Origin of the sequence: Oceanimonas aquatica, assembly GCF_030732065.1 — a bacterium.
In the GTDB taxonomy this organism is placed as follows: domain Bacteria; phylum Pseudomonadota; class Gammaproteobacteria; order Enterobacterales; family Aeromonadaceae; genus Oceanimonas.
In genome coordinates this window covers 93,055-116,695 of record NZ_JAVBHX010000009.1, presented here as the reverse complement: position 1 = coordinate 116,695, position 23,641 = coordinate 93,055, and the positions used below count along the sequence as shown (strand labels likewise).

At 60.4% G+C, this 23,641-nt stretch carries 26 protein-coding genes; 14 read left to right on the top strand and 12 right to left on the bottom strand.

Annotated features, from left to right (window positions below; all coding sequences use genetic code 11):
• The first annotated feature begins 35 nt into the window (after positions 1-35).
• From Q9290_RS13565 to Q9290_RS13525, 9 genes are all read left to right on the top strand, one after another.
• Positions 36-719, top strand: a complete 684-nt coding sequence (locus tag Q9290_RS13565; RefSeq protein WP_306080192.1) for a pseudouridine synthase — start codon at positions 36-38, stop codon at positions 717-719.
• Positions 720-826: 107 nt separating this feature from the next.
• Positions 827-1,246: a GNAT family N-acetyltransferase gene (locus Q9290_RS13560; RefSeq protein ID WP_306080191.1), complete on the top strand. Its 420-nt coding sequence runs from the start codon at positions 827-829 to the stop codon at positions 1,244-1,246.
• 182 nt (positions 1,247-1,428) lie between these two features.
• Positions 1,429-2,991: a BCCT family transporter gene (locus Q9290_RS13555; protein WP_306080190.1), complete on the top strand. Its 1,563-nt coding sequence runs from the start codon at positions 1,429-1,431 to the stop codon at positions 2,989-2,991.
• Positions 2,992-3,172: 181 nt separating this feature from the next.
• Positions 3,173-3,574 (top strand): DUF2170 family protein, encoded by a 402-nt coding sequence (locus Q9290_RS13550; protein ID WP_306080189.1) that lies wholly within the window; start codon positions 3,173-3,175, stop codon positions 3,572-3,574.
• Complete coding sequence (locus Q9290_RS13545; protein ID WP_306080188.1) at positions 3,571-4,257, top strand: PspA/IM30 family protein; 687 nt, start codon at positions 3,571-3,573, stop codon at positions 4,255-4,257. Before Q9290_RS13550 ends, Q9290_RS13545 begins: the two co-directional genes overlap by 4 nt.
• A 1-nt stretch (position 4,258) precedes the next feature.
• A complete protein-coding gene (locus tag Q9290_RS13540) occupies positions 4,259-4,900 on the top strand; it encodes a YjfK family protein (RefSeq protein WP_306080187.1) in 642 nt (213 codons plus the stop codon).
• A 190-nt stretch (positions 4,901-5,090) separates the two neighbouring features.
• A complete protein-coding gene (locus tag Q9290_RS13535; RefSeq protein ID WP_306080186.1) occupies positions 5,091-5,507 on the top strand; it encodes a DUF350 domain-containing protein in 417 nt (138 codons plus the stop codon).
• A gap of 9 nt (positions 5,508-5,516) precedes the next feature.
• Positions 5,517-6,134 carry a DUF1190 domain-containing protein gene (locus tag Q9290_RS13530; RefSeq protein ID WP_306080185.1) on the top strand — a complete coding sequence of 206 codons (618 nt, stop codon included), beginning with the start codon at positions 5,517-5,519 and terminating at the stop codon, positions 6,132-6,134.
• Complete coding sequence (locus tag Q9290_RS13525) at positions 6,134-7,300, top strand: glutathionylspermidine synthase family protein (RefSeq protein WP_306080184.1); 1,167 nt, start codon at positions 6,134-6,136, stop codon at positions 7,298-7,300. The genes Q9290_RS13530 and Q9290_RS13525 overlap by 1 nt, the downstream gene beginning before the upstream one ends.
• Here the strand turns inward: Q9290_RS13525 and Q9290_RS13520 are convergent.
• The 3 genes from Q9290_RS13520 to Q9290_RS13510 all read right to left on the bottom strand — a co-directional run bounded on the left by Q9290_RS13520 (position 7,297) and on the right by Q9290_RS13510 (position 9,811).
• The gene (locus Q9290_RS13520) at positions 7,297-8,298 is read right to left on the bottom strand and encodes a porin (protein WP_306080183.1); all 1,002 of its coding nucleotides are present in this window, start codon (positions 8,296-8,298) and stop codon (positions 7,297-7,299) included. The two genes, Q9290_RS13525 and Q9290_RS13520, sit on opposite strands and share 4 nt — an antisense overlap.
• Positions 8,299-8,376: 78 nt before the next feature.
• Positions 8,377-8,673, bottom strand: a complete 297-nt coding sequence (locus Q9290_RS13515; protein ID WP_306080182.1) for a hypothetical protein — start codon at positions 8,671-8,673, stop codon at positions 8,377-8,379.
• A 403-nt stretch (positions 8,674-9,076) separates the two neighbouring features.
• On the bottom strand, positions 9,077-9,811 hold the full coding sequence (locus tag Q9290_RS13510; RefSeq protein WP_306080181.1) for an endonuclease/exonuclease/phosphatase family protein: 735 nt from the start codon (positions 9,809-9,811) through the stop codon (positions 9,077-9,079).
• 104 nt (positions 9,812-9,915) lie between these two features.
• Between Q9290_RS13510 and Q9290_RS13505 the strand changes: the two genes are divergently transcribed.
• The 3 genes from Q9290_RS13505 to Q9290_RS13495 are packed head-to-tail and all read left to right on the top strand — an operon-like array spanning position 9,916 to position 13,714.
• Positions 9,916-11,424 carry a thymidine phosphorylase family protein gene (locus Q9290_RS13505; protein ID WP_462806089.1) on the top strand — a complete coding sequence of 503 codons (1,509 nt, stop codon included), beginning with the start codon at positions 9,916-9,918 and terminating at the stop codon, positions 11,422-11,424.
• Positions 11,421-12,362: a ribose-phosphate pyrophosphokinase gene (locus tag Q9290_RS13500; protein WP_306080180.1), complete on the top strand. Its 942-nt coding sequence runs from the start codon at positions 11,421-11,423 to the stop codon at positions 12,360-12,362. Before Q9290_RS13505 ends, Q9290_RS13500 begins: the two co-directional genes overlap by 4 nt.
• Positions 12,359-13,714, top strand: a complete 1,356-nt coding sequence (locus Q9290_RS13495; protein WP_306080179.1) for an MBL fold metallo-hydrolase RNA specificity domain-containing protein — start codon at positions 12,359-12,361, stop codon at positions 13,712-13,714. Before Q9290_RS13500 ends, Q9290_RS13495 begins: the two co-directional genes overlap by 4 nt.
• Positions 13,715-13,773: 59 nt before the next feature.
• Here Q9290_RS13495 and cyoE read toward each other — a convergent pair whose 3' ends face one another.
• The 7 genes from cyoE to Q9290_RS13460 form a co-directional block, all read right to left on the bottom strand.
• Positions 13,774-14,661, bottom strand: coding sequence for a heme o synthase (cyoE, locus tag Q9290_RS13490; protein ID WP_306080178.1), 888 nt, complete (start codon positions 14,659-14,661; stop codon positions 13,774-13,776).
• 78 nt (positions 14,662-14,739) lie between these two features.
• Positions 14,740-15,060 (bottom strand): cytochrome o ubiquinol oxidase subunit IV, encoded by a 321-nt coding sequence (gene cyoD, locus Q9290_RS13485; RefSeq protein WP_019934748.1) that lies wholly within the window; start codon positions 15,058-15,060, stop codon positions 14,740-14,742.
• Positions 15,057-15,677 carry a cytochrome o ubiquinol oxidase subunit III gene (gene cyoC, locus Q9290_RS13480; protein ID WP_306080177.1) on the bottom strand — a complete coding sequence of 207 codons (621 nt, stop codon included), beginning with the start codon at positions 15,675-15,677 and terminating at the stop codon, positions 15,057-15,059. The genes cyoD and cyoC overlap by 4 nt, the downstream gene beginning before the upstream one ends.
• Positions 15,677-17,662, bottom strand: coding sequence for a cytochrome o ubiquinol oxidase subunit I (gene cyoB / locus Q9290_RS13475; RefSeq protein WP_306080176.1), 1,986 nt, complete (start codon positions 17,660-17,662; stop codon positions 15,677-15,679). The genes cyoC and cyoB overlap by 1 nt, the downstream gene beginning before the upstream one ends.
• A gap of 1 nt (position 17,663) precedes the next feature.
• The gene (gene cyoA, locus Q9290_RS13470) at positions 17,664-18,572 is read right to left on the bottom strand and encodes a ubiquinol oxidase subunit II (protein WP_306080175.1); all 909 of its coding nucleotides are present in this window, start codon (positions 18,570-18,572) and stop codon (positions 17,664-17,666) included.
• Positions 18,573-18,705: 133 nt separating this feature from the next.
• Positions 18,706-19,110 carry a hypothetical protein gene (locus Q9290_RS13465; RefSeq protein ID WP_306080249.1) on the bottom strand — a complete coding sequence of 135 codons (405 nt, stop codon included), beginning with the start codon at positions 19,108-19,110 and terminating at the stop codon, positions 18,706-18,708.
• 136 nt (positions 19,111-19,246) lie between these two features.
• Positions 19,247-19,855, bottom strand: a complete 609-nt coding sequence (locus Q9290_RS13460) for a LysE family translocator (RefSeq protein WP_306080174.1) — start codon at positions 19,853-19,855, stop codon at positions 19,247-19,249.
• Between the two features lie 158 nt (positions 19,856-20,013).
• Between Q9290_RS13460 and yjjG the strand changes: the two genes are divergently transcribed.
• The gene (gene yjjG, locus Q9290_RS13455; RefSeq protein WP_306080173.1) at positions 20,014-20,691 is read left to right on the top strand and encodes a pyrimidine 5'-nucleotidase; all 678 of its coding nucleotides are present in this window, start codon (positions 20,014-20,016) and stop codon (positions 20,689-20,691) included.
• Positions 20,692-20,782: 91 nt separating this feature from the next.
• On the opposite strand, the gene Q9290_RS13450 is transcribed toward yjjG, so the two are convergent.
• Complete coding sequence (locus Q9290_RS13450) at positions 20,783-21,634, bottom strand: bifunctional allantoicase/(S)-ureidoglycine aminohydrolase (protein ID WP_306080172.1); 852 nt, start codon at positions 21,632-21,634, stop codon at positions 20,783-20,785.
• A gap of 170 nt (positions 21,635-21,804) precedes the next feature.
• On the opposite strand from Q9290_RS13450, the gene Q9290_RS13445 reads away from it, so the two are divergent.
• On the top strand, positions 21,805-22,674 hold the full coding sequence (locus Q9290_RS13445; RefSeq protein WP_306080171.1) for a LysR substrate-binding domain-containing protein: 870 nt from the start codon (positions 21,805-21,807) through the stop codon (positions 22,672-22,674).
• Positions 22,675-22,782: 108 nt separating this feature from the next.
• Here Q9290_RS13445 and Q9290_RS13440 read toward each other — a convergent pair whose 3' ends face one another.
• On the bottom strand, positions 22,783-23,481 hold the full coding sequence (locus Q9290_RS13440) for a GntR family transcriptional regulator (protein ID WP_306080169.1): 699 nt from the start codon (positions 23,479-23,481) through the stop codon (positions 22,783-22,785).
• Positions 23,482-23,641: the final 160 nt, after the last annotated feature.

Below are 23,641 nucleotides of genomic sequence, written 5' to 3'. Positions count from 1 at the left end.
CGATAATGGCGCTCTTTGCCAGCGCCACAACAGTTATGCGTCTCGATAAATTCATCTGCAAAAGTACCGAGCTGAGCCGTACCGAGGCACGGCAGGCCATTCATGCCGGCAAGGCCCGGGTGAACGCTGAGGTGATCACCAACGAGGCGGCCCAGGTACATGAAAACAACTGTGTCACCCTGACCGGCCAGCGGCTGATCCCCCGCCCTTCCCGCTATTTCATGATGCACAAGCCCGCCGGCACTCTGTGCTCGAACGTGGACGGCGTTTATCCGTCGCTGTTCCGCTGGCTGGACCTCGACCGGCGCGACGATCTGCACATCGTCGGCCGCCTCGACGCCGACACCACCGGCCTGGTGCTGCTCACCGACGATGGCCACTGGTCGTTCAATATCACGCGGCCCGAGCAGCAATGTGCCAAGGTATACCGGGTCGGCCTGCGGGATCCGCTGTCGGACCAGACCGCGGCCCGCTTTGCCCAGGGGCTGTTGTTACAGGGAGAAACCACGCCCACCCATCCCGCCTGCGTGGTGCCGTCCGGCCCCCGCGAGGCGCTGCTGACCATTACCGAAGGCCGTTTTCATCAGGTAAAGCGCATGTTCGCGGCGGTGGGCAACCGGGTAGTCAACCTCCACCGGGAGCAAATTGGCGGCATTCGGCTGAATGTGCCCTCGGGTCAGTGGCGCGCCCTGACCCGGACCGAGATTGACGGCGTCTGAACCGCGTCATTTATACTCGGGCTTTCCTCCCGGGCGGAAAGCCTGCATCCCTCGTCAAACCCGGGTAAGATGCGAGCGAGCCTTTTTATCAACCGTTGGAGCCAGCCATGCACATTCAACTCGTTCCCTTTGATAACGAACACCAGCCGGCCATTCGCGCCGTGCGCAACGCCGTGTTTATTGAGGAACAGCACATCAGCCCGGAGCTGGAATTCGACGGCCTGGACGACGACGCCATTCACGTGTTGCTGAGCATCGACGGCCAGTGGGCAGGCACCGGCCGCATGCTGAACGACGGCCATATCGGCCGCATTGCCGTGCGCAAGGAGTTTCGCGGTCTGGGACTGGGGGCAAAGGTGGTACAGGCACTGGTGGACGAGGCCGCCCAGCGGGGCCTGGAGCGGGTGTATCTGGGCGCACAAAAATACGCCACCGGCTTTTACCGGAAGCTGGGGTTCACTCCTTACGGGGACGAATTTCTTGATGCCGGCATAGTGCATATTTCCATGGAGAAAGCCCTGAGCTAACCCCAAAGTCAGAAAGCAGAACAGGCCTTATATTCAGATGTTACCGGCATTTTCCGCGCCTGTTACAGGGATATTACCGTACGAAGCCATGCCGGCAGTTTGTTTTGCATTCTAATTAAATTTCACTTTTTAGCGCCTTTTCTGTACAATTGGCGCGTTCATGCATTGAACAAAGTGAATTGATGAAAGTTTCCAACCTCAGTTTTACCGAGCAAAGGCTGGTGGCCAGCCTGAGCGGCGGCTTCCTGCTTCTCTTCGTAATCCTCGCCTTTTTTGACCTGCAACAGATGACCCAATGGATCAACCAGGGCTTTGCCTGGACCGTTGATGTATTTGGTCCTCTGTGGCAAGTATGGATGCTGGCCAACCTGGTCATCGCCCTGGTGCTGGGCCTGACCCGCTACGGCGATATTCGCCTGGGCGGCAATGTGGCCCCCGACAGCTCCACCTTTCGCTGGCTGGCGGTGATCATGTGCACCCTGCTGGCCGGGGGCGGTGTGTTCTGGTCCGCCGCCGAGCCCATGTATCACTATGTCACCACGCCGCCGCTGTTTGCCGACGGCGAATCCGGCGTATCACCGGTCTCCGCGGCACTGGCCCAAAGCTTTATGCACTGGGGCTTTCTGGCCTGGGCGGCGCTGGGCACCCTGTCCGCCATCGTGGTGGTGTATGCCCACTATCACAAGGGTCTGGCCATGCGCCCGCGCACCCTGCTCTATCCGCTGCTGGGCAAAAAGGTGGAAACCCACTGGCTGGGCACCCTGGCCGACGTGGTCTCCATTATTGCCGTGGCCGCCGGTACCATAGGTCCCATCGGCTTTCTCGCCACTCAGCTGGGCTTCAGCTTTGAAGCGCTGCTGGGCTGGGAAAATAACTACAGCCTGCAGCTGGCGATTCTGGGCGGCCTGGTGGCCATTTACACCCTGTCGGCCTCTACCGGCATTGAAAAGGGTATTCAGTGGCTGTCGAGTGCCAACGTGGTGCTGGCGGTCATTTTGCTGGCCATTATTCTGCTGGCGGGCCCGGGCAACTTCATCATCGATGCCTTCCTCAACGGCATGGGCATCTACCTGCAGGACTTTATGCCCATGGCCCTGAACCGTCAGGACGACGCCTGGCTGGGCTGGTGGACCGTGTTCTTCTGGGGCTGGTTTATCGGTTACGGCCCCATGATGGCACTGTTTATCGCCCGTATCTCCCGCGGCCGCTCCCTGCGCGAGCTGGTAATGGCGGTGGCGGTGATGGCCCCGCTGGTCACCAACTTCTGGTTCTCCAGCATCGGTGGCGCCGGCATCTTCTATGAGCAGGCCGCTGCCGGTGTGGTCTCCGGTCCGCTGCAGGAAAGCGGTCTGCCCGCCGCCCTGCTGGCCGTCACCCAGCAACTGCCCCTGGCCGAGCTGATGGTGCCCGCCTTTCTGGTGCTCACGGTGATCTTCGTGGCCACCACCGGTGACTCCATGGCCTACTCCATTGCCATGGCCATCAGCGGTGACCACACCCCGCGTACCAGCCAGCGCATTTTCTGGGCCCTGACCATGGGTCTGGTGGCGGCGGTGCTGCTGCGCATGGGCGAAGGCGGCATCAATGCGCTGCAGTCCTTTATCGTGATCACCGCGGCCCCGGTATCGCTGCTGCTGCTGCCGGTGCTCTGGACCGGCCCGCGCATGGCCCACGCCATGGCCTATGAGCAGGGCATTGTGACCCAGGCTCCGCGCAGCAAGGTCGCGGCCGAAGCCGCTCGTTAATGCCATCCCCGGCGAGGGTCTCCCGGCCCTCGCCTTGGTCGCTCCGGCGCCTGCCAAACGAAGCAACAGCACCGCAGCCCCCCGCTCTTCGTGGCGAAACAACTCCCTGATTCGGGTAGCTTTCGGAACCATCTTTGTTCTATCTTGTCTGGGTTATGGCCCAACCAATACGGAGCAACCCATGTCCTGGAACCTGGAACAACTGCACGATCTGCTGGCCAAACGCCACGGCTGGCAATGTTCACTTGAGAACAACTCGCTGCTGATCACCAACGAGGAAGGGCTGGAAGCCTACCTGGCGGTGTCCGGCGAACAGATCATCGCCGAAACCCTGCTGTTTCCCGCCGAGGCCGTCACCAACGCCGCCGTTCTTAACGACACCATTCTGCGCACTCATCAGCTGTTTCCCCTGACCACGGTCGGCATCAGCCACATCAGCGGCGACGACTACTACATCGCCTTTGGCGCCCTGTCATCGGGCTCAAAGGAAGAAAGCGTGCTGATCGAGGTGGAAACCCTGTTCCGCAATACCGAAGCCTTTCTCGAGCTCTATCAGGAGCATCTGCAAGGAGTAACCTCATGAGCGTATGGAAAAAACTGGTCACCGCCATCAAGGGCAGCGCCAACGAAGCCGCCGAAGCCGTGGCCGACAGCCAGGCCCTGCGCATTCTCGAGCAGGAAATTCGTGAAGCCAAGCAGGAGCTGCGCCGCTCCGACGAATCCCTCACCGGTATCATGGCCAAGCGCAAACTGGCGCAGCAAAAAGTGGACGCCATTGGCGCCAGCATTGCCGAATACGAAAACCATGCCCGGGCCGCCATGGCCAAGGAAAACCGTGAGCTGGCGCTGGAGTGTGCCCAGCGGGTGAGCGAGCTGAAAAACGAGCAGGACGCGGAACAAGCCTATCTGGATCAGTTCACCGCCTCCGAGCAGACCCTGAAAGACAACATCAGCACCGCCAAAAACCGCCTGCGCCAGCTGGAGCAGCAACTGGACGTGGTCAAGGCCACCGACAGCGTGCAAAAGGCCCAGGCATCGGTGTCATCCCGCCATACCGGCGCCAACTCGCGCATGAAAACCGCGGTGGAGTCATTGGATCGCATCAAGCAAAAGCAGACCCAGCGCCAGGCCGAGCTGGACGTGGCCGCCGAGCGCGCCGCCATGGAAAGCGGCGATGCCCTGGAGCAAAAGCTGAAGAGTTCCGGCATTACCGGCAGCCAGTCGGCGGGAGCCGAAGACGAGCTGGCCCGTATTTTAGGCAAATAACATGTTCGACTGGCTGAAAAGGAAAATGCAGCCCCCGGCTTCTCAGAGTGAGCCGGCCCCGGAAGTGCTGGGGCTGCGCCTGGGCGGCGGCATTGAACTCGATGCCCTGCGGCTGTCGCTGCTGGAAGACAAGGTCACCTTTGAGGGGGCCGCCAGCACTCAGATCATTCAGGCGGTGGGCCGGGTCATGCTCGATGAAAGCCACCAGCTGCTGCGCTTTTACACCGACGACGACGGCTTTGTGCAGGTGCTGCTGAGCGGCGGCACCAGCGACGACTGCGTGGCCGAGGTCAAGCTCTGGTACTTTTATCAGACTCGTCCGGTGGATGGCGATGCCGCTTGGAACCGCCTGCTGGAGCAGGAGCTGGTGCAGCCCGAGTGGGATCTGGACGGACAAACGTTCAGCAAGGCCTGGGACAACACCAAACCCGTGGCCATGACCGAAACCACCTGGCTGCAAAACGGTAGCCGCAGCGATACCGATCAGTTTGTGATGCTCTATGAGCGCGTGCTGGATAACGACGAGGCCGAAATGCTGATGGTGGCCGGCGAGGAAAAGATCGCCGGCCACCGGGCCGAGCACAGTCTGGTGCTGGCCACCGGCATCGATCTGGGCCCGACCGATTTCCGGTTTGTAAGCTGATGTTCATTGGCGAGCATGACAACTGCCGACCAGGAGGACAAAGGGAACTGCTCCGTCGACCCTCTGCGCCAGGGATGGCGCAGTGGAGCCCCCACGGATGGGTTTACGGCGTGTCGAAGGAGCAGGCCATTTGGCCGACGAACTCCGCAACCACAGACAACTTGTTTTCCAACGGAATAAAAGGATATTCATGGACGCTCTGCTAACTTCTCTTGCGGGCCTGGGCCCCTTTGTACTGTATTTCGCCATGTCCATCATCATGCTGCTGCTGTTCAAGTGGCTGTATGTGCTGATCACCCCCTATGACGAATGGCGGTTAATCAAGGAAGATCAAAACCTGGCCGCGGCCATTGCACTGGTGGGGGCCTTTGTCGGTTTCTCGCTGGCGGTAGCCAGTGCCGCCGCCAACTCGGTGTCGCTGCTCGACTTCGCGGTGTGGGGCATTGTTGCCCTGGTGGCCCAGCTGCTGGCCTTTGCCATCGTGCGGCTGGTGTTCCTGCCCAAAGTGGCCGAGCGCATTAACGACGGTCAGGTCTCCGCCGGTGCCGTGGTCGGTGGTCTGTCGGTGGCCGTGGGCCTGCTCAACGCCGCCTGCATCACCTACTGAGGAGGCAATATGAAACGCTCCCGACGCCAGCTGTTAACCAGCATGACCCAACGCATCGGCAAGCCGGTGGGTGCCGCCATCGCCGGTTCCGTGCTGCTCACCGCCTGCGGCCAGAACGAGCCCGAGGTGCAGGTTTATCAGTCACCGGAAGACTGCAGCAATGCCCACCCGGAACAGGCCGAACAATGCCGGGCCGCCTATCAGCAGGCGTTGGCCGAATCTGCCGATACTGCGCCCAAATATAACCGCGAGCATGACTGTGAAGCCGACTTCGGCGGCGGCAACTGCGTGCCCTACCAATATCAGGGCAACAACTGGTTTATGCCCGCCATGGCCGGTTTCATGTTTGGCCGCCTGCTCGATCAGAACCGCTACATTCATCGTCCGGTGTACACCTCCTACAACCCCTACTCTCCCTACTACGGCCACTGGACTACCGCGGGCGGCTACCGGCTGGGCAAGGCCAGCTATGGCAAGCGCATGCCGGTGAGCCGGGAGGCCCTCAAGCCCAAACCCAAGGTCACCCGCACCATCTCCCGGGGCGGCTTTGGCTCTTCGGCCCAGGCCAAGAGCAGCTGGAGCAGCAGCAAGCGCTCAAGCAGCCGGTCCCGGGGCTGGGGCGGCTGATGCTGCGGGTCGGCCACAAGGAGCGGCCGCACTGGCGGGCGCAGGCGGAGCAACTGGGCTTTGGTTTTCACACCATGTATGGCGAGCCCTACTGGGACGAAACCGCCTACTACCAGTTCACCCTGGCCCAGATAGAGCGGGACATCGAAGATCCCACCGCCGAGCTGCATCGAATGTGTCTGGAAGTGGTGGACCGGGTGGTGCGCGACGAGCAACTGCTGCGCCGCTGCGGCCTGCCCGAGGCCCGCTGGCAGGAGATTGCCGACTCCTGGCACAGGCGCGATCCCAGCCTCTACTCCCGGCTGGATCTGGCCTACGACGGCCGCGGCCCGGCCAAGCTTTATGAAAACAACGCCGACACGCCCACCAGTCTGTTTGAAACCGCCTTCTGGCAGTGGCTGTGGCTGGAAGACAACGTGGATGCCGGCCGGCTGCGCCGGGATGCGGATCAGTTCAATCTGTTGCAAGAGCGGCTGGTGAACCGTTTTCGGGCCCTGGCACCGGAGCATGCCGGCCAGACCCTGCACTTTGCCTGCTGCAAGGACACCGATGAAGACAGGGGCACGGTGCAGTATCTGGAAGACTGTGCCCGGGAAGCCGGGCTCGATACCGCCTTTGTGTTTGTGGAAGACATCGGCCTGGGGAAAGGTGGCTGGCTGACCGACAGCCGGGACAACACCATCGACTGGCTGTTCAAGCTCTATCCCTGGGAGTTCATGTTTGAGGAAGAGTACGCCGCCCATCTGACGTCCAGCCGGGTGAATTGGCTGGAGCCGATGTGGAAGTCGGTGCTCTCCAACAAGGCCTTGCTGCCGCTGCTGTGGCAGCAGTTTCCCGGCCATCCCAATCTGTTACCCGCCTATTTCGGCGACGATCCCGCCCGTTCGCAGCTGCATGAATACGTACAAAAGCCGCTGTTCTCCCGGGAAGGCGCCAATATACGCATCGTGCGCCACGGCGAAGTGGTGGCCGAGGTGGACGGCCCCTACGGCGAGGAAGGGTTTATTATTCAGGCCTGGCATCCGCTGCCGGTGTTTGGCGGCCGCCACGCCCTGGTGGGCAGCTGGCTGGTGGACGACGCCCCCGCCGGCATCGCCATGCGCGAGGACGAAAGCCCCATTACTCAGGATCTGTCCCGCTACCTGCCCCATATTATTCTGGGTTAGAAGTAATACTGCAGCCCCACGCCGTAGAGATTGTCCTGATCATCCATATTGTTGAGCAGAAACTCGGCATAAATCTTGGCTTTGGGCATCAGGTAATACTCGGTGGCAAAAATATACTCATCCACCCAGTGCAGGTGCGTATTCTCGCGCATGCTTTGCCGGCTGTATCCCACACCGAACGCCACTTTCTCATAGGAATAGGAAAGCACCGACTCCCAGTAATCCACCCTTCTCATGCTGTACAGGCGGTTATCCTTCAGGGAAAACACCTGCCAGTTATTCTGAAAATCGGTGCGTCCCCGGGTCACGGCGGCATAAAACCCGCCAGGCGTCTGGTAACTTAGCCCCACCGCCATATTGCTGACATCGCTGTTCGGGTCGCCTTCCCGCTTGTTCTCATATGCTACTACGGCACCCAGGCCATTTTGCGCCTGATAGCCCAAAGAGCCGCCATACTGGGCCTTAGTATCATCGTTGTTGTCCTGTTTATTGGCATCGTTAAAGGCATAGCCGGCACGCAGATCCCAGCCATCACTGGCCCAGGTCAGCTTGAGGTGATCATCCAGGGTGCCGTCTACCAGATAGGCATAGGCATTGCCGCCAAACAGATTAAAGACATCGGTCTTGTCCCGCAGCTGGTTAAAGGTGCTGTCACTGCGCCCGACGGTCAGCTCCAGATCATCCTTGATGCGCACCCCCAGCCAGGCTTCGTCCGAGTAAATTTGGTCGCCGTAACGGGAGTCGTTCACCAGATCCCAGCTCAGTTCACCAATCAGGATCAGATCCGCGTTCAGCCGTCCGGCACCGGACAGCCCCAGCGAGGCCATGGTATCGCCGCCAAAGGATTCCGCCTTGTAACCCGGCTGATACCGCAAGGCACCGAACTCCTGCTGGATTTTGCCATGCAGCTCCAGCACCTGCTGGTGATCGTCGGTATTCCAGGTGACCGCCATGGCCGAACTGGTGAAAAAAAGAAGGGAAAGGATTGCGCGCGTCATAACTGTTACCGGAAAAACATGAAAAAAAGGGTGCTGTTATCAGCACCCTCCTTGAACCGTCAGCTCAGTGACGGTGAATTAACGGTAGAAGCTCTTGTAAGAGTACTCGTTGCCGTTGATGTTCTTGTTGATGGTCACGGTGCCATCGTCGTTAACCTGCTTGTCAACGGTGTAGCTGTAGGTTTCGCCGTTGGCCTTGGTCACAGTCTTGGTGAAAGACACGGAGCCGTCTTCAGATACGGTCTTGTTAACTTCAACATCGGCGTAGTCGTTGCTGTAGCTGTTGTCGTAGGAGTAGCTGCCACCGAAACCGGCGTTGGCGGAAGCGGCGAGTACCAGAGCAGCAGCAGAAATTACCCATTTGGCTTTTTGCATTTTATACACCTTCTTATTTTGTATTTTATGTATTGGCCCGCGCTTGCGTGACCACTGCGAAAAATCGTTCGCATTAAGAGTGACCCTAAGGTCGTTGGCTGCGAACGGGATAAATCCTACACTCGAAAAAATTGGATACAAAACACAATAATCTTGTATCCAAAGTGTGAAACCGCGCAATTTTTACGACATTGGTTACAGATGAAATCAGTGATCACGACAAGCCAATGCACCGCAGAAGATAAAACCTGACCCTTCGGGCAAAAAAAGTGAATTGTGCTGGGTCAAACCCTGTCATCTTGGGACTTATCACCGATTTGGTAACTTTTTTAACCAAATAATCACGGCGAAAAACGAGCCCAAAGCAGCCATTCCACAGGGAGTGGCTGTGAGCAGACACGCTTTACAGCAAAAAGCGGGCGTAGATGGGGTTGTGATCCGAGATGCCGGGCATATTGATGGCCTCGGCCGAACGCAGATAAAGATCCCGGTAAAAGATGAAGTCGAGGGGCTGGCGCAGGTAGCTTTTCACATGGTGGGCATTTTCCATCACCGCCTGGCGCAAACCGGTGGCCCGGCAGAACCGGCGCAGATAAAGCCGGCGCTGGCGGCTCCAAACATTAAAGTCGCCGGCCACAATCAGGGGGCCGGTGTGGCGCAGCAGCTCGGCCCGCAGCAGTTCCATCTCGTTCATAAACAACCCGGCGTGCACAAAGTTGATGGCATGCATGTTGACCACCAGCAGGGAGCCGTCACCAGGCAGTGGATGACGGGTGAGGATCAGGCTCTTGTGGGTGGCAAAGCGCAGCTCCCGGCTCTGGCTCAGCAGCGGCAGCACGTCGTCAAAGGCGCAGCGCCCGGCGGTGAGCACCCCAAAAAGATGCGCCCGGGTCTGCATGTTGGGGGACACTGCCCAGGACCAGCCATCCAGCCAGGCTTCTCCCATGGGTGCCAGCCGGGCTTCCTGCAACAACAGCAGGCTGGTGGCATAGCGTTCGGTCAGCATGGTCAGACTGTGATGAAAACGTGCATCCTGGGTCAGCTTCTGAGTGTTCCAGCACAGCACGCCCAGGCTGTCGCCGTTCAGTGGCTGGTGCTGGTGCAATAACCGGCTGGGGGTAACGCGGGGCCTCAGCATGACATATGTTCCCTCCTGCACAGGGCAACCCTGCCAAAGTGTAGACGGCGAAAACTCGGGCCGGCGGCTAGGCTTTAAGCACCACTCACTTTCGGATCATCAGCGTGTCTGCCGTTCATTCCCTGCTTGCCATTCAAATGGGCATCGACACTCACCAGGAACCGGTGGTGTTTATTCGCGCCGACAGCGAAGTGTGCCGGGCCGAGGGCTTTATTGCCAACACCCGTATTCAGGTTTGCGTGGGGGATCGCAGCCTGATCGCCACCCTGAACGTGGTCACCAACGAGGTGCTGCCGGCCCGTCATATCGGATTTTCCCGCATCGCCTGGGAGCGCCTGGCCCTAACCGGTGAAGAGATGGTCACGGTGCGCCACGGCCCGGTGCTGCATTCCATGAGCGCAGTGCGCAAAAAGATGTACGGCCATACCCTGTCGAAACGGGAAATGAACGACATTATCGGCGACATCAGCCAGCACCGCTATTCCGACATGCAGATCGCCGCCTTTCTGACCGCCTGTGTGGAGCGGCTCAATACCGATGAAATTATCGCTCTCACCCGGGCCATGGTGGACAGCGGCAAACAGCTGAGCTGGCCAAAGCGGCTGCAGCTGGTAGACAAACACTGCATTGGCGGCCTTCCCGGAAACCGTACCACGCCGATTGTGGTGGCCATTGCCAGCGCCGCGGGCCTGATCATGGCCAAAACCTCGTCCCGGGCCATCACCTCGCCCGCCGGCACCGCCGACACCATGGAGGTGCTCACCCGGGTGCACCTGGATCTGGCCGAAATCCAGGCCACTGTGCGCCAGGCCAACGCCTGCCTGGCCTGGGGCGGCGCCGTTAACCTGAGCCCGGCCGACGACATGCTCATTCGCATTGAACGGGCGCTGGACATCGACGGCACCGGCCAGATGGTGGCCTCAGTGCTGTCGAAGAAGATCGCCGCCGGCTCCACCCATGCCCTGATCGACATACCGGTGGGCCCCACCGCCAAGGTGCGCAGCCAGCCCGAAGCCGAAGCCATGAGCCGGCTGTTTGAAACCGTGGGCCGGGCACTGCAACTGAACGTGCGCTGCCTGATCACCAATGGTGAGCAGGCCATCGGCTATGGCATAGGTCCGGCCGAGGAAGCCAGAGACGTGCTGGCGGTGCTGCAGAACCAGCCCGAGGCCCCACCCGATCTGCGCGAGCGGGCCCTGCTGCTGGCCGGCAACCTGCTGAACATGGCGGGCAAGAGCAACCTCGATGACACCGCCAAACAGGCGCGGGAGCTGCTGGACTCGGGCAAGGCCTGGACGCAGTTCCAGCGTATTTGCGAGGCTCAGGGCGGGCTCAAGCCCATTCCCGAGGCGGCCTGTTCGCTGCAACTGGGCGCCCGCCACAGCGGCACCCTGCTGGCCATGGACAACCGCCGTCTGGCCCGGCTGGCCAAGCTGGCCGGGGCCCCCAACACCCCTGCCGCCGGGCTGCGGCTGCACGCCAAGCTGGGGCAGGCCATGGCCATGGGCCAGCCGCTGTTTACCCTCTATGCCGACAGCCAGGGCGAGCTGGACTACGCCGCCGACTATTATGAGCACAATCACGATCTGTTCATGATTGGAGAATCGCCATGACCCCGCTGTTGTTCGCGTTTCCCGAGGGTCACTCCCTGCTGGCGCCCCTGTGCCGAAGCCTGCCCGCCGAGGCGGGCGAGCTGGAATATCGCCGCTTTCCCGATGGCGAAAGTTATGTGCGGATACTTTCCACCATTGAGCCGGGGCAAAGCGTGATGATACTGGCGGACCTGTCTCACCCCGACGACCGCGTGCTGCCCCTGTGTTTTTTGTGCGAGACCTTAAAGGAGCTGGGCGCCGGCCGGGTAGGGCTGATTGCGCCTTATCTGTGCTACATGCGCCAGGACACCCGTTTTCATGCCGGCGAAGCCGTCACCTCCCGCAGTTTTGCCCGGCTGCTCTCGGAACGCTTCGACTGGCTGCTGACGGTGGATCCACATCTGCACCGCTATCATGCCCTCGGCGAGGTTTACACCATTCCCGCGACTGCGGTGCACGCCGCTCCCCTGCTCGCAGACTGGCTCGGCGCCCGCCCCGAGCCCCTGCTGCTGGTGGGGCCCGATGCAGAAAGCGAGCAGTGGGTGTCGGCCTTGGCAGAAGCCAGCGGCCATCCGTTTGTGGTGGGCAGCAAGCAGCGCCGGGGCGACAGAGACGTGCACATTCAACTGCCGGACCTGTCCGCCTGGCGCGGGCACAGCGCCGTGATGGTGGATGATGTGATCTCCAGCGGCCGCACCATGCTGCAGTGTGCTTATGCGCTTGCCGCCGCCGGCATTGAACATATTGAGTGCGCCGCCATTCACGGCCTGTTTGCCGACCGCATTGAAGACCGGCTGCACCAGGCCGGCGTGCAAAGGCTGATTACCAGCAACTCGGTGCCCCACCCGTCCAACGGGCTGGACCTCACTCCACTGCTGCTGGCCCCGGCACGGCGGCTGGCCGGGCTGACCGATGACCCCTCCCCCTTTCCAGACAACCAGGCAGGAGCAGGCATATGAAAATCACCTTTCTCGGCGCCACCCAGACGGTGACCGGTTCCAAGTTTCTGGTCAGCCATAACCACCGGCAGATTCTGGTGGACTGCGGCCTGTACCAGGGCTACAAGTGGCTGCGCCGGCGCAACCGGCAGCCACTGCCCCTGGATATCGACAAGCTCGACGCCATTGTGCTGACCCACGCCCATCTGGATCACTCCGGCTATATTCCGGTGCTCTACAAGCAGGGCTACCGGGGCCCGGTGTATTGCCATCCGGCCACTCAGGCGCTGTGCGACATTCTGCTCTCGGACAGCGGTCACCTGCAGGAAGAAGACGCCGGTTATCTGGCCAAGCACCGGCTGAGCAAGCATGAAAAACCCGAGCCCCTGTACGACCGGAAAACCGCCGAGCACAGCATGCAACTGTTCCGGCCACTGGACTTTGACCAGCCCAAAGAGGTGGGCGACATGCGCTTCTGGCTGCAACCGGTGGGGCACATTCTCGGCGCCGGCAGCCTGATCCTGGAGTGCGAGGGCAAAAAGGTGGGTTTTTCCGGTGACGTGGGCCGGCCCGACGATGTCTTTATGCGCCCGCCCCGGCCGCTGCCGGCGCTGGACCTGCTGTTGCTGGAGTCCACCTACGGCGATCGCCGCCACGAGCCTGGCGACCCGCTCGAGCAGCTGGCCACCCTGGTCAACGACACCGTGGCCGCCGGCGGCGTCATGCTGATCCCGAGCTTTGCCGTGGGCCGGGCCCAGACCCTGCAACACCTGCTGGTGCGACTGATGGATGAACAGCGCATTCCCAAACTCAAGGTGTTTCTCGACAGCCCCATGGCCATTGAGGTGGGAGAAATTTACGAGCGGTTCGTGGATCAGCACCGCCTCAGCCGGGCCGACTGCCACCGCATGGGGCAGGTCATTACCCTGGTGCGCAGCGTGGAGGACTCCAAGGCCCTGGCCGACGAGGTGTACCCTCATATCATTATCGCCGGCAGCGGCATGGTCACCGGCGGGCGGATTCTTCATCACATGAAGCGATTGCTGGGAGATCACCGCACCACCCTGCTGCTCACCGGTCACCAGGCCGGCGGCACCCGGGGCGCCAAGCTGTTGCAGGGCTGCGACAAGGTGCGCATTCACGGCGACTGGTTCGACAACCGGGCCCGGGTGGAACGGCTGCACGGCCTGTCGGGACATGCGGACTATGCCGAGCTGGGGCAATGGCTAGCGGACTCCGAGCTGACGGCGAGCACGGCCATCGAGCTGGTACACGGCGAACCGGAAGCCCTGGAAGCCATGCGCGATTACCTGCGCCAGACCACGGACTTTGAGGTGAATATCGGGGAATACGAGCGCATTCTGACGCTCTGAAAAAAGGGCCGAGACGGCGGCTGCCGTGTCGGCCAAATGGGAGAGAACCGGTAAAGAAATTAAAAATTCATCGCCAGCCAGGCGTCGGGCGCGGCCCGAAAGTCCAGCGCCATGGTCACGCTGATGGCGGTGATGGTAACAATGGAAAGCACAAACACGCGTCGGGCCCAGCCCAGCTCCTCGGCCCCCCGGCGATAGCCGTTAAAGGCCATCACCAGCCACCACAGACTGGTGGCACAGGCCACCGTCATAAAGGTGAGGCCGGTATAACCACTGAGCGGCAGCAACGCCGTTACCACGCAGAACAGCGCAATATAAAGCACGATCTGCCGTTTGGCCTTGGCGATGCCTTCCGCCACCGGCAGCACCGGAATGTTGGCAGCCGCATAATCCTCATAGCGGAAAATGGCAATGGCGTAGGAATGGGGCATCTGCCACAAGCTGAACATCAGCAGCAAAATGGCGGCACCGGCATCAAACTGGCCGGCAACGGCGCAGTAGCCCACCACCGGCGGCACGGCCCCGGACAGACTGCCCACCAGGGTGCCGTACACAGAAGCGCGCTTCAGCCAGAGGCTGTAAAAGCCAACGTACACCCCATAGCCAAAGGCGGCAAAGCCGGTCGCCACGGCATTGGTGAACCAGGCCAGCAGGCCAAAGCCGAGCACGCCCAGCACCAGCCCGTAAACCAGCGCCGTGCGTACCGGCAGCTCGCCGGTCACGGTCACCCGGTTGCGAGTGCGGCGCATGTGGGCGTCGATATCCCGGTCGATGCAGTTGTTCACGGCACAGCCGGAGGCCACCACCAGCGACAGCCCGATAACGGTAGCCCACATCAGCGACCAGTCGATATCGCCGCGGGCGGCCATAAAGAAGCCGCCGGCCACCGAGATCAGGTTGCCCATGATAATGCCCGGCTTGGTGACCTTGAGATAAGGCCGAATCATAAAATGCCCCTTGGGAAGACCCCGTTGTTCGCGTGTTTATGCCTGTAAAGGGCCCGGGTTACCCCGGGCCAGAGCGCCTTAGTACATCATCATTTCGTTGGAGCTGATGATGATCCACACCGACAGGCCCACCACCATCACGATAATGAGGGCGGAGAACAAAAAGGCCACGGTATTTTCCCGGCTGCCGGGCTTGAAGCTCAGGTGCAGGAAGTACTTGAGGTGCACCACGATTTGCACAATGGCCAACAACACCACAGTGCCCAGGGTGGCCCCCGGGCTCAGCTGGCCGGTCATCACCGCCCAAAACGGAATGGCGGTCAGGATCACCGACAGCACAAAGCCGGTGAGATAGGATTTCACGCTGCCGTGATCCACGGCGTCATGGTTGTGACTCATGCCATTGCCCCCATCAGATACACCACGGTAAACACACAGATCCACACCACGTCGAGGAAGTGCCAGAACATGCTCAGGCAGCCCAGACGGGTCAGGGTGCGGGGGCCGGTGCCCCGCTTCATCAGCTCCACCATCAGCACCAGCATCCACACCAGGCCGGCGGTCACGTGCAGACCGTGCATGCCCACCAGGGTAAAGAAGGAGGTGAGGAAGGCGCTGCGCTGCGGACCGGCACCTTCGGCGATCAGGTGGTTGAACTCATAGAGTTCCATGCCGATAAAGGTGGCACCCAGGGCAAAGGTCACCAGCAGCCACAGCAGGGTCAGGCCCCGCTTGTGGTTATGGCCGGCGAGCATGGCAAAGCCGTAGGTGATGCTGGACACCAGCAGCACGGCGGTTTCCACCGCCACAAATTTCAGATCAAACAGCTCACGGCCGCCCGGACCACCGGCGGTGTTCATGTAGAGCACCGCATAGGTGGCGAATACAGACGCGAACAGCAGGCAGTCGGTCATCAGGTAGAGCCAGAAACCGAACAGGGTATTGCCCCCGGTGTCGTGGTGCTCTTCTTCGTGGTGCGCCTGCACCTGTTTGAGATCGACGGATACGGCTTCCATCAGGCCTCCTTCATCATCACGTTACGCAGGTGTGCCTGCTCGATGCGCTCGACCTCGTCGGGCTGCACGTAATAGTCGGTGTCGGTGTCATAGGCCCGGCACAGGAAGACAACAAAGCTGGCCACCAGACCGGCAATCACCATCCACCAGATATGCCAGATGGCACCAAAACCGGCGGCGGTGGCAGCGGCGGCGATCAGCACGCCACAGGCGGTGTTCTTCGGCATGTGGATCGGCTGATAGTCGCCCTGCGCCTTGTGCGCGGTGCCTTTTTCCTTCATGTCGGTAAAGGCGTCGATGTCGCTGACGTGAGGCAGTTTGGCAAAGTTGTAGAACTGGGGCGGTGACGCGGTGGACCACTCCAGGGTGTGGCCGTTCCAGGGGTCACCGGTCAGGTCCTTGTTCGCTTCACGGTCACGGAAGGCGGTATACAGCTGGTAGAACTGCACCACTATGCCGACAAAAATGAACACGGCGCCCACGGCGGCCAGATAGAGCCAGAAGTTCCAGGCCGGGTTGTCGGTGCTGTTGAGGCGACGGGTCATGCCCAGAAAGCCCAGCACGTACAGCGGCATAAAGGCCACGTAGAAGCCGATTTGCCAGCACCAGAACGACACCTTGCCCAGCTTCTCGTTGAGGTGGAAGCCCATGGCTTTCGGGAACCAGAAGGCAAAGCCGGCCAGGTAACCGAACACGGCACCACCGATGATGGTGTTGTGGAAGTGGGCGATCAGGAACAGGCTGTTGTGCAGCACGAAGTCGGCACCGGGCAGTGCCAACAGCACGCCGGTCATGCCACCAATGGTAAAGGTGGTCATAAAGCCCAGGGTCCACAGCACCGGTACCGTCATGCGCAGCCGGCCGCGATAGATGGTGAACAGCCAGTTGAACAGCTTCACCCCGGTGGGCACGGCGATGATCATGGTCATGACGCCAAAGAAGGCGTTGACGTTGGCGCTGGAGCCCATGGTGAAGAAGTGGTGCAGCCACACGATGAAACCCAGCACCGAGATGGCGCCACTGGCATACACCATGGAGTTGTAGCCAAACAGGCGCTTGCCGGTAAAGGTGGAGATCACCTCGGAGAAAATGCCAAAGGCCGGCAAAATCAGAATGTACACCTCGGGATGACCCCAGGCCCAGAACAGGTTGATGTACATCATGGCGTTGCCGCCGGCGGCGTTGGTAAAGAAGTGGAAGTCCAGATAACGGTCCAGGGTCAGCATGCCCAGTACCGCGGTCAGGATGGGGAAGGACGCCACGATCAGAATGTTGGCCCAGGTGCAGGTCCAGGTGAAGATCGGCATCTGCATCAGCTTCATGCCCGGGGTACGCATCTTGAACACGGTCACCAGGAAGTTAACGCCGGTAAGCAGGGTGCCGATACCCGATATCTGCAAGGCCCAGATATAGTAATCGACCCCCACGCCCGGACTGAAGCTGGTCTCCGACAGCGGCGGATAAGCCACCCAGCCGGTCTTGGCGAATTCACCCAGACCGAGGGAGATGTTCACCAGCACGGCGCCGGACACCGCCAGCCAGAAGCTGAGGTTGTTCAGGAAGGGGAAGGCCACGTCGCGGGCACCGATCTGCAGCGGCAGCACTATGTTCATCAGGCCGATCATGAATGGCATGGCCATGAAGATGATCATGATGACACCGTGCGCGGTGAAGATCTGGTCGTAGTGCTCCGGCGGCAGGTAGCCGTCGGCACCGTTGGTCGACAGTGCCAGCTGGGCCCGCATCATGATGGCGTCGGCAAAGCCGCGGATCAGCATGACGAAAGCCAGCACGATATACATGATGCCCAGTCGCTTGTGGTCCACCGAAGTGATCCAGTCGCGCCAGAGCACGCCCCATTTCTGATGACGGGTGACCAGGAAGGCGATCACCATGGCGGCAATGGCCACCACACCCAGGGTCACCATGATAATGGGCTCATGGTAGGGAATGGCGTCGAGTGTGAGTTTACCTAGTAACGACATATTATTTCTCAGCCTCCATCATGGCGCTGGCTGACAGGTGATGGGAGTGCTCATCGCCCGCAATGGGGTGATGATCCTGCATGAACTTCATCACTACGTTGTGGAAGAGATCCGGGCTGACATCGCCGAAGTATTCCACCGGATGGTTTTCGCTGGGCTCGGCCAGCTGGTTGTAGGCCGCCATGTTGAGGGTGTGGCGGTCTTCCTTCACCTTGTTCACCCAGGCGTCAAAACCGGCTTCGTCTTCGGTGGCAATGGCGTCAAACTGCATGCCGGTAAAGCCTTCGCCGCTGTAGTTGGCGGAGATGCCGTCAAAACGGCCGGCTTCGTTGGCGATCAGGTGCAGCTGAGTCTCCATGCCCGCCATGGAGTAGATCTGGCCACCCAGTTGCGGAATGAAAAACGAGTTCATGGTGGTGTCGGAGGTAATGCGGAACTCCACCGGCACGTCTTTCGGGAACACCAGCTCGTTGACGGTGGCGATGCCCTGCTCCGGATAGATAAACAGCCACTTCCAGTTCAGTGACACCACCTGCACCACCAGGTGATCTTTCTCGTGGTCCAGCTTTTTGTACGGATCCAGCTCATGGGTGGAGCGCCAGGTGATGGTGCCCAGAATCACGATAATGATGATGGGAATGACCCACACCACGGTTTCGATTTTGGTGGAGTGCGCCCACTTGGGCTCATAGATCTCGTTGCGCCCTTCCCGGTATTTCCAGGCAAAGTACAGCGTCATCACGATCACCGGCACCACCACCAGCAACATCAGGCAGGTGGCGACGATAATCAGGTACTTTTCGTCGGCGCCGATCTGACCCTTGGGGTCGAGCACGCCGCCTTCGCAGCCGGCCAGCATCACGGACGCCGCCCCTGCCAGCAGCAGGTTAACTAACTTTCGAATAAACAAAGGAAACCTTCCCCTATTCCTATGGGTGCTATCTTGCCGCTCATCGGCAAGACCATGTTGGGAATATCGGGTATGACCCGACCGCGGAGGATCGAACAGGCAGAGCGGGCGTGATGGTTACGCCGTCAGGCTGTCAGAGTCCGCAGGGGCAAACAGGTGGCGCGCGGCAGCTGTGCGCTCTTAACAGGGCACGGCGCGGCTTGGTGGAAGCAGAAAAAGGAGGTTTTGGCTGAGTCAGCCGGGGCCAGTTAAGGGTTTGCAGCAGCAGGTGCAGCAACAGCAGCAGCCATTGCAGCAACAGCGGCGCAAAAACCAGCAGGCTGGTACACAGCAGGGCTTTCAGCGCCTGCATGGGTTGCAGATCGGCCAGCTGGGCCTGGTATTCAAATACATCGGCGGAGAGGCCGGTCCAGCTCAGCAGCCAGTCGCCCACCAGTTCCAGCACCATGATGGCGCCGAGAATGCCAAATCCGTCCATACCGGACCGTGACAACGACGCCAGGTCGTGCCATCTCTCGGCTATGGGCAGGTGCAACATCGGGCTCACGGTCTGATTCCGTTGGTAACTGGTGTAATTAAAAGAGTGATGCAGACCACAAAGGCCGCTTTTTTGACCGCGAAAGGCTACCAAACTTTGATCCAGCACACAACCATGACGCGCCGGCTGAGTTAATTCACCACACCACCTTGCAGGCCAGCGCCAGCAATACCAGACCGCTGAGCTTGTCGATCACAAACGACTTGGCACGCAGCCAGCCCAGCACGGGCCCCCGGGACAGCAACAGCGCCACCAGCACATACCAGAGCGCATCGATGCCGCCGGCGGTCAACATCATGATGCCGCCCTGCTGCCAGCCGGTGTCGGCCCGCACAAACTGGCTGAACAGCGCCACAAAAAAGATGGCCAGTTGCGGATTGAGAAAGGCCACCATAAAACCTTCAAAGGCGCCCTGACGGCCACACACGGCATGGCCGCTCTCATTCATCTCCCCCGGCTGCGGCCGCGCCAGCAAGGCCTTGATGCCGAGCCAGGCCAGAAAGGCGGCGCCACCATAACGAATGACATCAAACAGCAGCGGGTTGCGGGTGATCAGCAGCGCCAGCCCCAGGGCGGTGATCAGCGCATAAAGCCCCACCCCCAGACCGTGGCCCAGGGCGGTGAGCACGCCGTGGCCCTGGCCACCGCGCACCGTATTGCGGATTACCACCGCCAGGCTGGGGCCGGGACTCATGGCCCCCATGATGCAGATGGCCGCCAGAGCCAGCCAGCTGGAAAACTCCATGCTCTTTCCTCGTTATGGTTATATTCATTTGCGACCGTATCTTAGGGCAGAACAGGCCGCCGTTTTAAGCATAATTTACTGCGGCCATTGAGTTTTCCCCATCAGGCTTTCTACACTGTGCCCCTTTTAACGGCCACTTGCTCCGGAGTTTTGACCACATGCGCTATGACTGGATACTGTTCGACGCCGACGACACCCTGTTTCATTTCGACGCCTTTGCCGGCCTGAAACGCATGTTCGCCAGCTTTGGTGTGCACTTTGATGAACAGGCCTTTGTGCAGTATCAGACTCAGAACCAGCCACTGTGGGTGGCCTACCAGAACGGTGATATCAGTGCCGCGGAGCTGCGTCACCGCCGCTTTGTGCCCTGGGCCGAACGGCTGGCGGTGACCACCGAGCACCTCAACGAGGCCTTTATGAGCACCATGGTGGAAGTGTGTACCCTGCTGCCCGGCGCCAGCGAGCTGATTGCGTCACTGCAAGGCAAGGCGCGCTTGGGGATCATCACCAATGGATTTGCTTCCATGCAGCAGGCCCGGCTGCAGCGGGCCGGCTGGGAGCATGCCTTTTCGCCCCTGGTGGTATCGGAAGAAGTGGGCGTGGCCAAGCCCCACGCGGGCATCTTTGAACACGCCCTTGACCTGATGGGCAACCCCGAACGCGACCGGGTACTGATGGTGGGCGACAACCCTCACTCCGATATTCTCGGCGGCCTGAACGCCGGCCTGCACACCTGCTGGCTCAACACCCTCGGCGCCCCTACCCCCGAAGGCATCACCCCGCACCACCAGGTCACTTCTCTTGGCCAGTTGCAGGAATGGCTGCTGGAAGCGTGAGACGTAAACGTGAGGGGTGAGGGGTTTTACTTCCTACCATAAACGCAAAAAGGCAGCCTGAAGGCTGCCTTTTTATCGTTCCAACTGCTGCTTAGCGACGGTTGCCGCGGTAAGCGGGGGACGAGTTCAGAACCATGTGACGGTTCACGTCCTTGTACAGCAGGTAACGGAAGCGGGTCGGGCCAGCGGCGTAACAGGCCTGCGGGCAGAAGGCGCGCAGCCACATGTAGTCACCGGCTTCAACTTCAACCCAGTCCTGGTTCAGGTGGTAAACCGCCTTGCCTTCCAGCACGTACAGGCCGTGCTCCATTACGTGAGTTTCGTCGAACGGGATCACGCCGCCAGACTGGAAGGTCACGATGTTTACATGCATGTCGTGACGCAGGTCGGTCGGATCGGTGAAGCGGGTGGTGGCCCAGACGTCATCGGTGTCCGGCATGGAAGTCGGCTCGATGTCGTTTTCGTTGGTTACGAAGGCTTCCGGCACGTCGATACCGTCTACAAATTCGTAGGCCTTGCGCAGCCAGTGGAAGCGAACCGGCTCACCGCTGTTGTTCTTAACGGTCCAGTTGGCACCCGGCGGCAGGTAGGCGTAGCCACCCAGCTCCATGTGATGCTCTTTGCCTTCCAGAGTCAGGGTCATTTCACCTTCAACGATGAAGATAACGCCTTCGGCACCGGCATCCAGCTCGGGCTTCTCGCTGCCACCATTGGGAGACACTTCCATGATGTAGTGAGAGAAGGTCTCGGAGAAACCGCTCATCGGACGGGCGATAACCCACAGACGGGTTTCATCCCAGAACGGCAGGAAGCTGGTCACGATGTCGCTCATAACGCCTTTCGGAATCACGGCGTAGGCTTCGGTGAACACGGCACGATCGTGGATCATCTGAGTCTGCGGGGGCAGACCGCCCTTGGGGGCATAATAGGTATTACGGGCCATTACTTCGTCCTTTATGCTTGATGGTTGGACATTGCCAACGAAAGCAGCCCGGTCACCCTGGTGAGCCGCACTGCTTAAATGCTGAACACATGGATTGTAGAGCATGGCCGAATGATTTATAAATTAAATAATCCAATGGAACCCAGTGCATTTCCCACTACCAGGACAAAATGACTCAACTGACAACGCTCGATCCGGTACTGCTGCGCAGCTTCGTGGCCGTGGTGGACACCGGCAGCTTTACCCGCGCCGCCGACAGTACCCACCTCACCCAGTCCACCGTCAGCCAGCAGGTGCGCAAGCTGGAATCCCAGCTTAGCTGCGAGCTGCTTAATCGCAAGGGGCGCTATATTACCGCCACCCTGGAAGGCGAGCGGGTGCTCAACTACGCCCGCCGCATTCTGCAGCTGATGCAGGAAGCGGTGGCCCAGACCAGCCTGAGCATAGAGCAGCAGAAAATACGCCTGGGGGTGCCGGAGGACTTCGCCACCCACGCCATCATGCCGGCCCTGTCCGGCTTTGCCGACCAGTACCCCGGCATTCGGCTGGAAGTGAAAAGCGGCCTGTGCAGCGATATCTGGCGGGAGTTTCAGCGCGGCGAGCTGGATCTCGCCCTGGTCAAGCAGCGCCCGGGCAGCGTGCCCGGGCTGGCCAGCTGGCCCGAACCCCTGTGCTGGATAGACGGCCTAGAGAGCAATAACCTGGCCAGTCATCCGGTGCCATTGGTCACCTTTCCCATCGGCGGCCTGTACCGGGGCGAAATGGCCCATACCTTTGATCGGCTGGGCCGCAGCTGGCGGCTGGCTTACGTGAGTACAAGTCTGTCGGGCGTCTGTTGCGCGGTGGAAGCGGGCTTTGGCATCTCGCTGCTGCCCCGGCGGCTGGTCACCGCCGACCACCGCATTCTCTCCGAGGCCGACGGCCTGCCGGACGTGCCGGATCTTGAGTTGACCCTGCACGCTCAGGACAAGCTCTCGGCTCACTGCAAGCTGCTGGCGGAGCGGCTGATCAGCGCCTGCAACGACACCTGCCGGCAATAACGGCGGGCACCGCGCCCGCTATGCAAAACGGCGGCCTAGTGGCCGCCGTCAGTGCTTAATAAAATCAGTGTGTTGGCATCTTAGCCCACCGCCTGAGCCGGTCAAGACTCAGAAGTCGGCAAAAATATGCTTGAGGTTGACGTCTTCCTCGGTTGGCGGCTCCAGTTGCAACCGGGCCTCAATCTCGTTGAGGTGGTCAATCATCAGTTGCACCGCTCGCTCGGTATGATGACCGGCAATGGCTTCCAGCAGCTCATTATGTTCGCTGCAGGACGGTCCGGCGCCATGATGATGGCCCTTGCGGGATCCGTTCTGGTACAGCGCCACAATCAGTGACGAACGGGGAATGATTTCATGTAAAAAGGAGGTCAGCACCGGCTTGTTGGCCAGCTTGCCAATCAGCAGGTGAAACTCACCGGAGAGCCGAATGCGCAGGCTCTGATCGCCCCGCTCGGCCGCCTGGTGCTCCTGCTCCAGATGTTCCTGCAGCAGCTTTTTCTCCCGCAGGGTGCACTTGCTCGCCAGCTCCCGCACCAGCTCGGCCTCGATCAGCCGGCGGGCCTGAAAAATATCCCGCGCCTCTTCCGGCGAGGGCTCGGCCACAAAGGCACCGCTGTTGGGCACCAGGTTCACCAGCTTGTGATAGGACAGCTGCAGCAGCAGCTTGCGCACAAACCCCCGGCTTAAGCCAAAGGTGTCGCACAGCTCTTCTTCCTTCAGCCGGGTGCCCGGCAACAGCTTGTGGGCGACGATCGCCTCCCAGATACGCTGATAAACCTTGTCCAGATCCGTGTTTTTATTATTCATGGGCTTGTCCTTGTGCTCGGTTGGGCGAGCGGGTCATGGCCTCTCCACCATACCGTTAACCACGGCGAAACCATCGCCGTTTAACCTGAGGTTAACATGGCTTTTCATTGTCAACAATCATGCACTCATTCGTTAAAAGCAAGAAGGCAGCCAGGTGTGA

What these genes read in the sequence shown, in the direction of transcription:
- Q9290_RS13450 (WP_306080172.1), bottom strand. Translation starts at nt 21,634, where the DNA reads ATGGCCCGTAATACCTATTATGCCCCCAAGGGCGGTCTGCCCCCGCAG.
- Q9290_RS13565 (WP_306080192.1), top strand. Translation starts at nt 36, where the DNA reads ATGCGTCTCGATAAATTCATCTGCAAAAGTACCGAGCTGAGCCGTACC.
- Q9290_RS13495 (WP_306080179.1), top strand. Translation starts at nt 12,359, where the DNA reads ATGAAAATCACCTTTCTCGGCGCCACCCAGACGGTGACCGGTTCCAAG.
- Q9290_RS13555 (WP_306080190.1), top strand. Translation starts at nt 1,429, where the DNA reads ATGAAAGTTTCCAACCTCAGTTTTACCGAGCAAAGGCTGGTGGCCAGC.
- Q9290_RS13550 (WP_306080189.1), top strand. Translation starts at nt 3,173, where the DNA reads ATGTCCTGGAACCTGGAACAACTGCACGATCTGCTGGCCAAACGCCAC.
- Q9290_RS13510 (WP_306080181.1), bottom strand. Translation starts at nt 9,811, where the DNA reads ATGCTGAGGCCCCGCGTTACCCCCAGCCGGTTATTGCACCAGCACCAG.
- cyoC (WP_306080177.1), bottom strand. Translation starts at nt 15,677, where the DNA reads ATGGAAGCCGTATCCGTCGATCTCAAACAGGTGCAGGCGCACCACGAA.
- cyoB (WP_306080176.1), bottom strand. Translation starts at nt 17,662, where the DNA reads ATGTCGTTACTAGGTAAACTCACACTCGACGCCATTCCCTACCATGAG.
- Q9290_RS13530 (WP_306080185.1), top strand. Translation starts at nt 5,517, where the DNA reads ATGAAACGCTCCCGACGCCAGCTGTTAACCAGCATGACCCAACGCATC.
- Q9290_RS13525 (WP_306080184.1), top strand. Translation starts at nt 6,134, where the DNA reads ATGCTGCGGGTCGGCCACAAGGAGCGGCCGCACTGGCGGGCGCAGGCG.
- Q9290_RS13445 (WP_306080171.1), top strand. Translation starts at nt 21,805, where the DNA reads ATGACTCAACTGACAACGCTCGATCCGGTACTGCTGCGCAGCTTCGTG.
- Q9290_RS13520 (WP_306080183.1), bottom strand. Translation starts at nt 8,298, where the DNA reads ATGACGCGCGCAATCCTTTCCCTTCTTTTTTTCACCAGTTCGGCCATG.
- Q9290_RS13535 (WP_306080186.1), top strand. Translation starts at nt 5,091, where the DNA reads ATGGACGCTCTGCTAACTTCTCTTGCGGGCCTGGGCCCCTTTGTACTG.
- Q9290_RS13440 (WP_306080169.1), bottom strand. Translation starts at nt 23,481, where the DNA reads ATGAATAATAAAAACACGGATCTGGACAAGGTTTATCAGCGTATCTGG.
- Q9290_RS13465 (WP_306080249.1), bottom strand. Translation starts at nt 19,110, where the DNA reads ATGTTGCACCTGCCCATAGCCGAGAGATGGCACGACCTGGCGTCGTTG.
- Q9290_RS13500 (WP_306080180.1), top strand. Translation starts at nt 11,421, where the DNA reads ATGACCCCGCTGTTGTTCGCGTTTCCCGAGGGTCACTCCCTGCTGGCG.
- Q9290_RS13515 (WP_306080182.1), bottom strand. Translation starts at nt 8,673, where the DNA reads ATGCAAAAAGCCAAATGGGTAATTTCTGCTGCTGCTCTGGTACTCGCC.
- cyoD (WP_019934748.1), bottom strand. Translation starts at nt 15,060, where the DNA reads ATGAGTCACAACCATGACGCCGTGGATCACGGCAGCGTGAAATCCTAT.
- Q9290_RS13460 (WP_306080174.1), bottom strand. Translation starts at nt 19,855, where the DNA reads ATGGAGTTTTCCAGCTGGCTGGCTCTGGCGGCCATCTGCATCATGGGG.
- yjjG (WP_306080173.1), top strand. Translation starts at nt 20,014, where the DNA reads ATGCGCTATGACTGGATACTGTTCGACGCCGACGACACCCTGTTTCAT.
- Q9290_RS13540 (WP_306080187.1), top strand. Translation starts at nt 4,259, where the DNA reads ATGTTCGACTGGCTGAAAAGGAAAATGCAGCCCCCGGCTTCTCAGAGT.
- Q9290_RS13545 (WP_306080188.1), top strand. Translation starts at nt 3,571, where the DNA reads ATGAGCGTATGGAAAAAACTGGTCACCGCCATCAAGGGCAGCGCCAAC.
- cyoE (WP_306080178.1), bottom strand. Translation starts at nt 14,661, where the DNA reads ATGATTCGGCCTTATCTCAAGGTCACCAAGCCGGGCATTATCATGGGC.
- Q9290_RS13560 (WP_306080191.1), top strand. Translation starts at nt 827, where the DNA reads ATGCACATTCAACTCGTTCCCTTTGATAACGAACACCAGCCGGCCATT.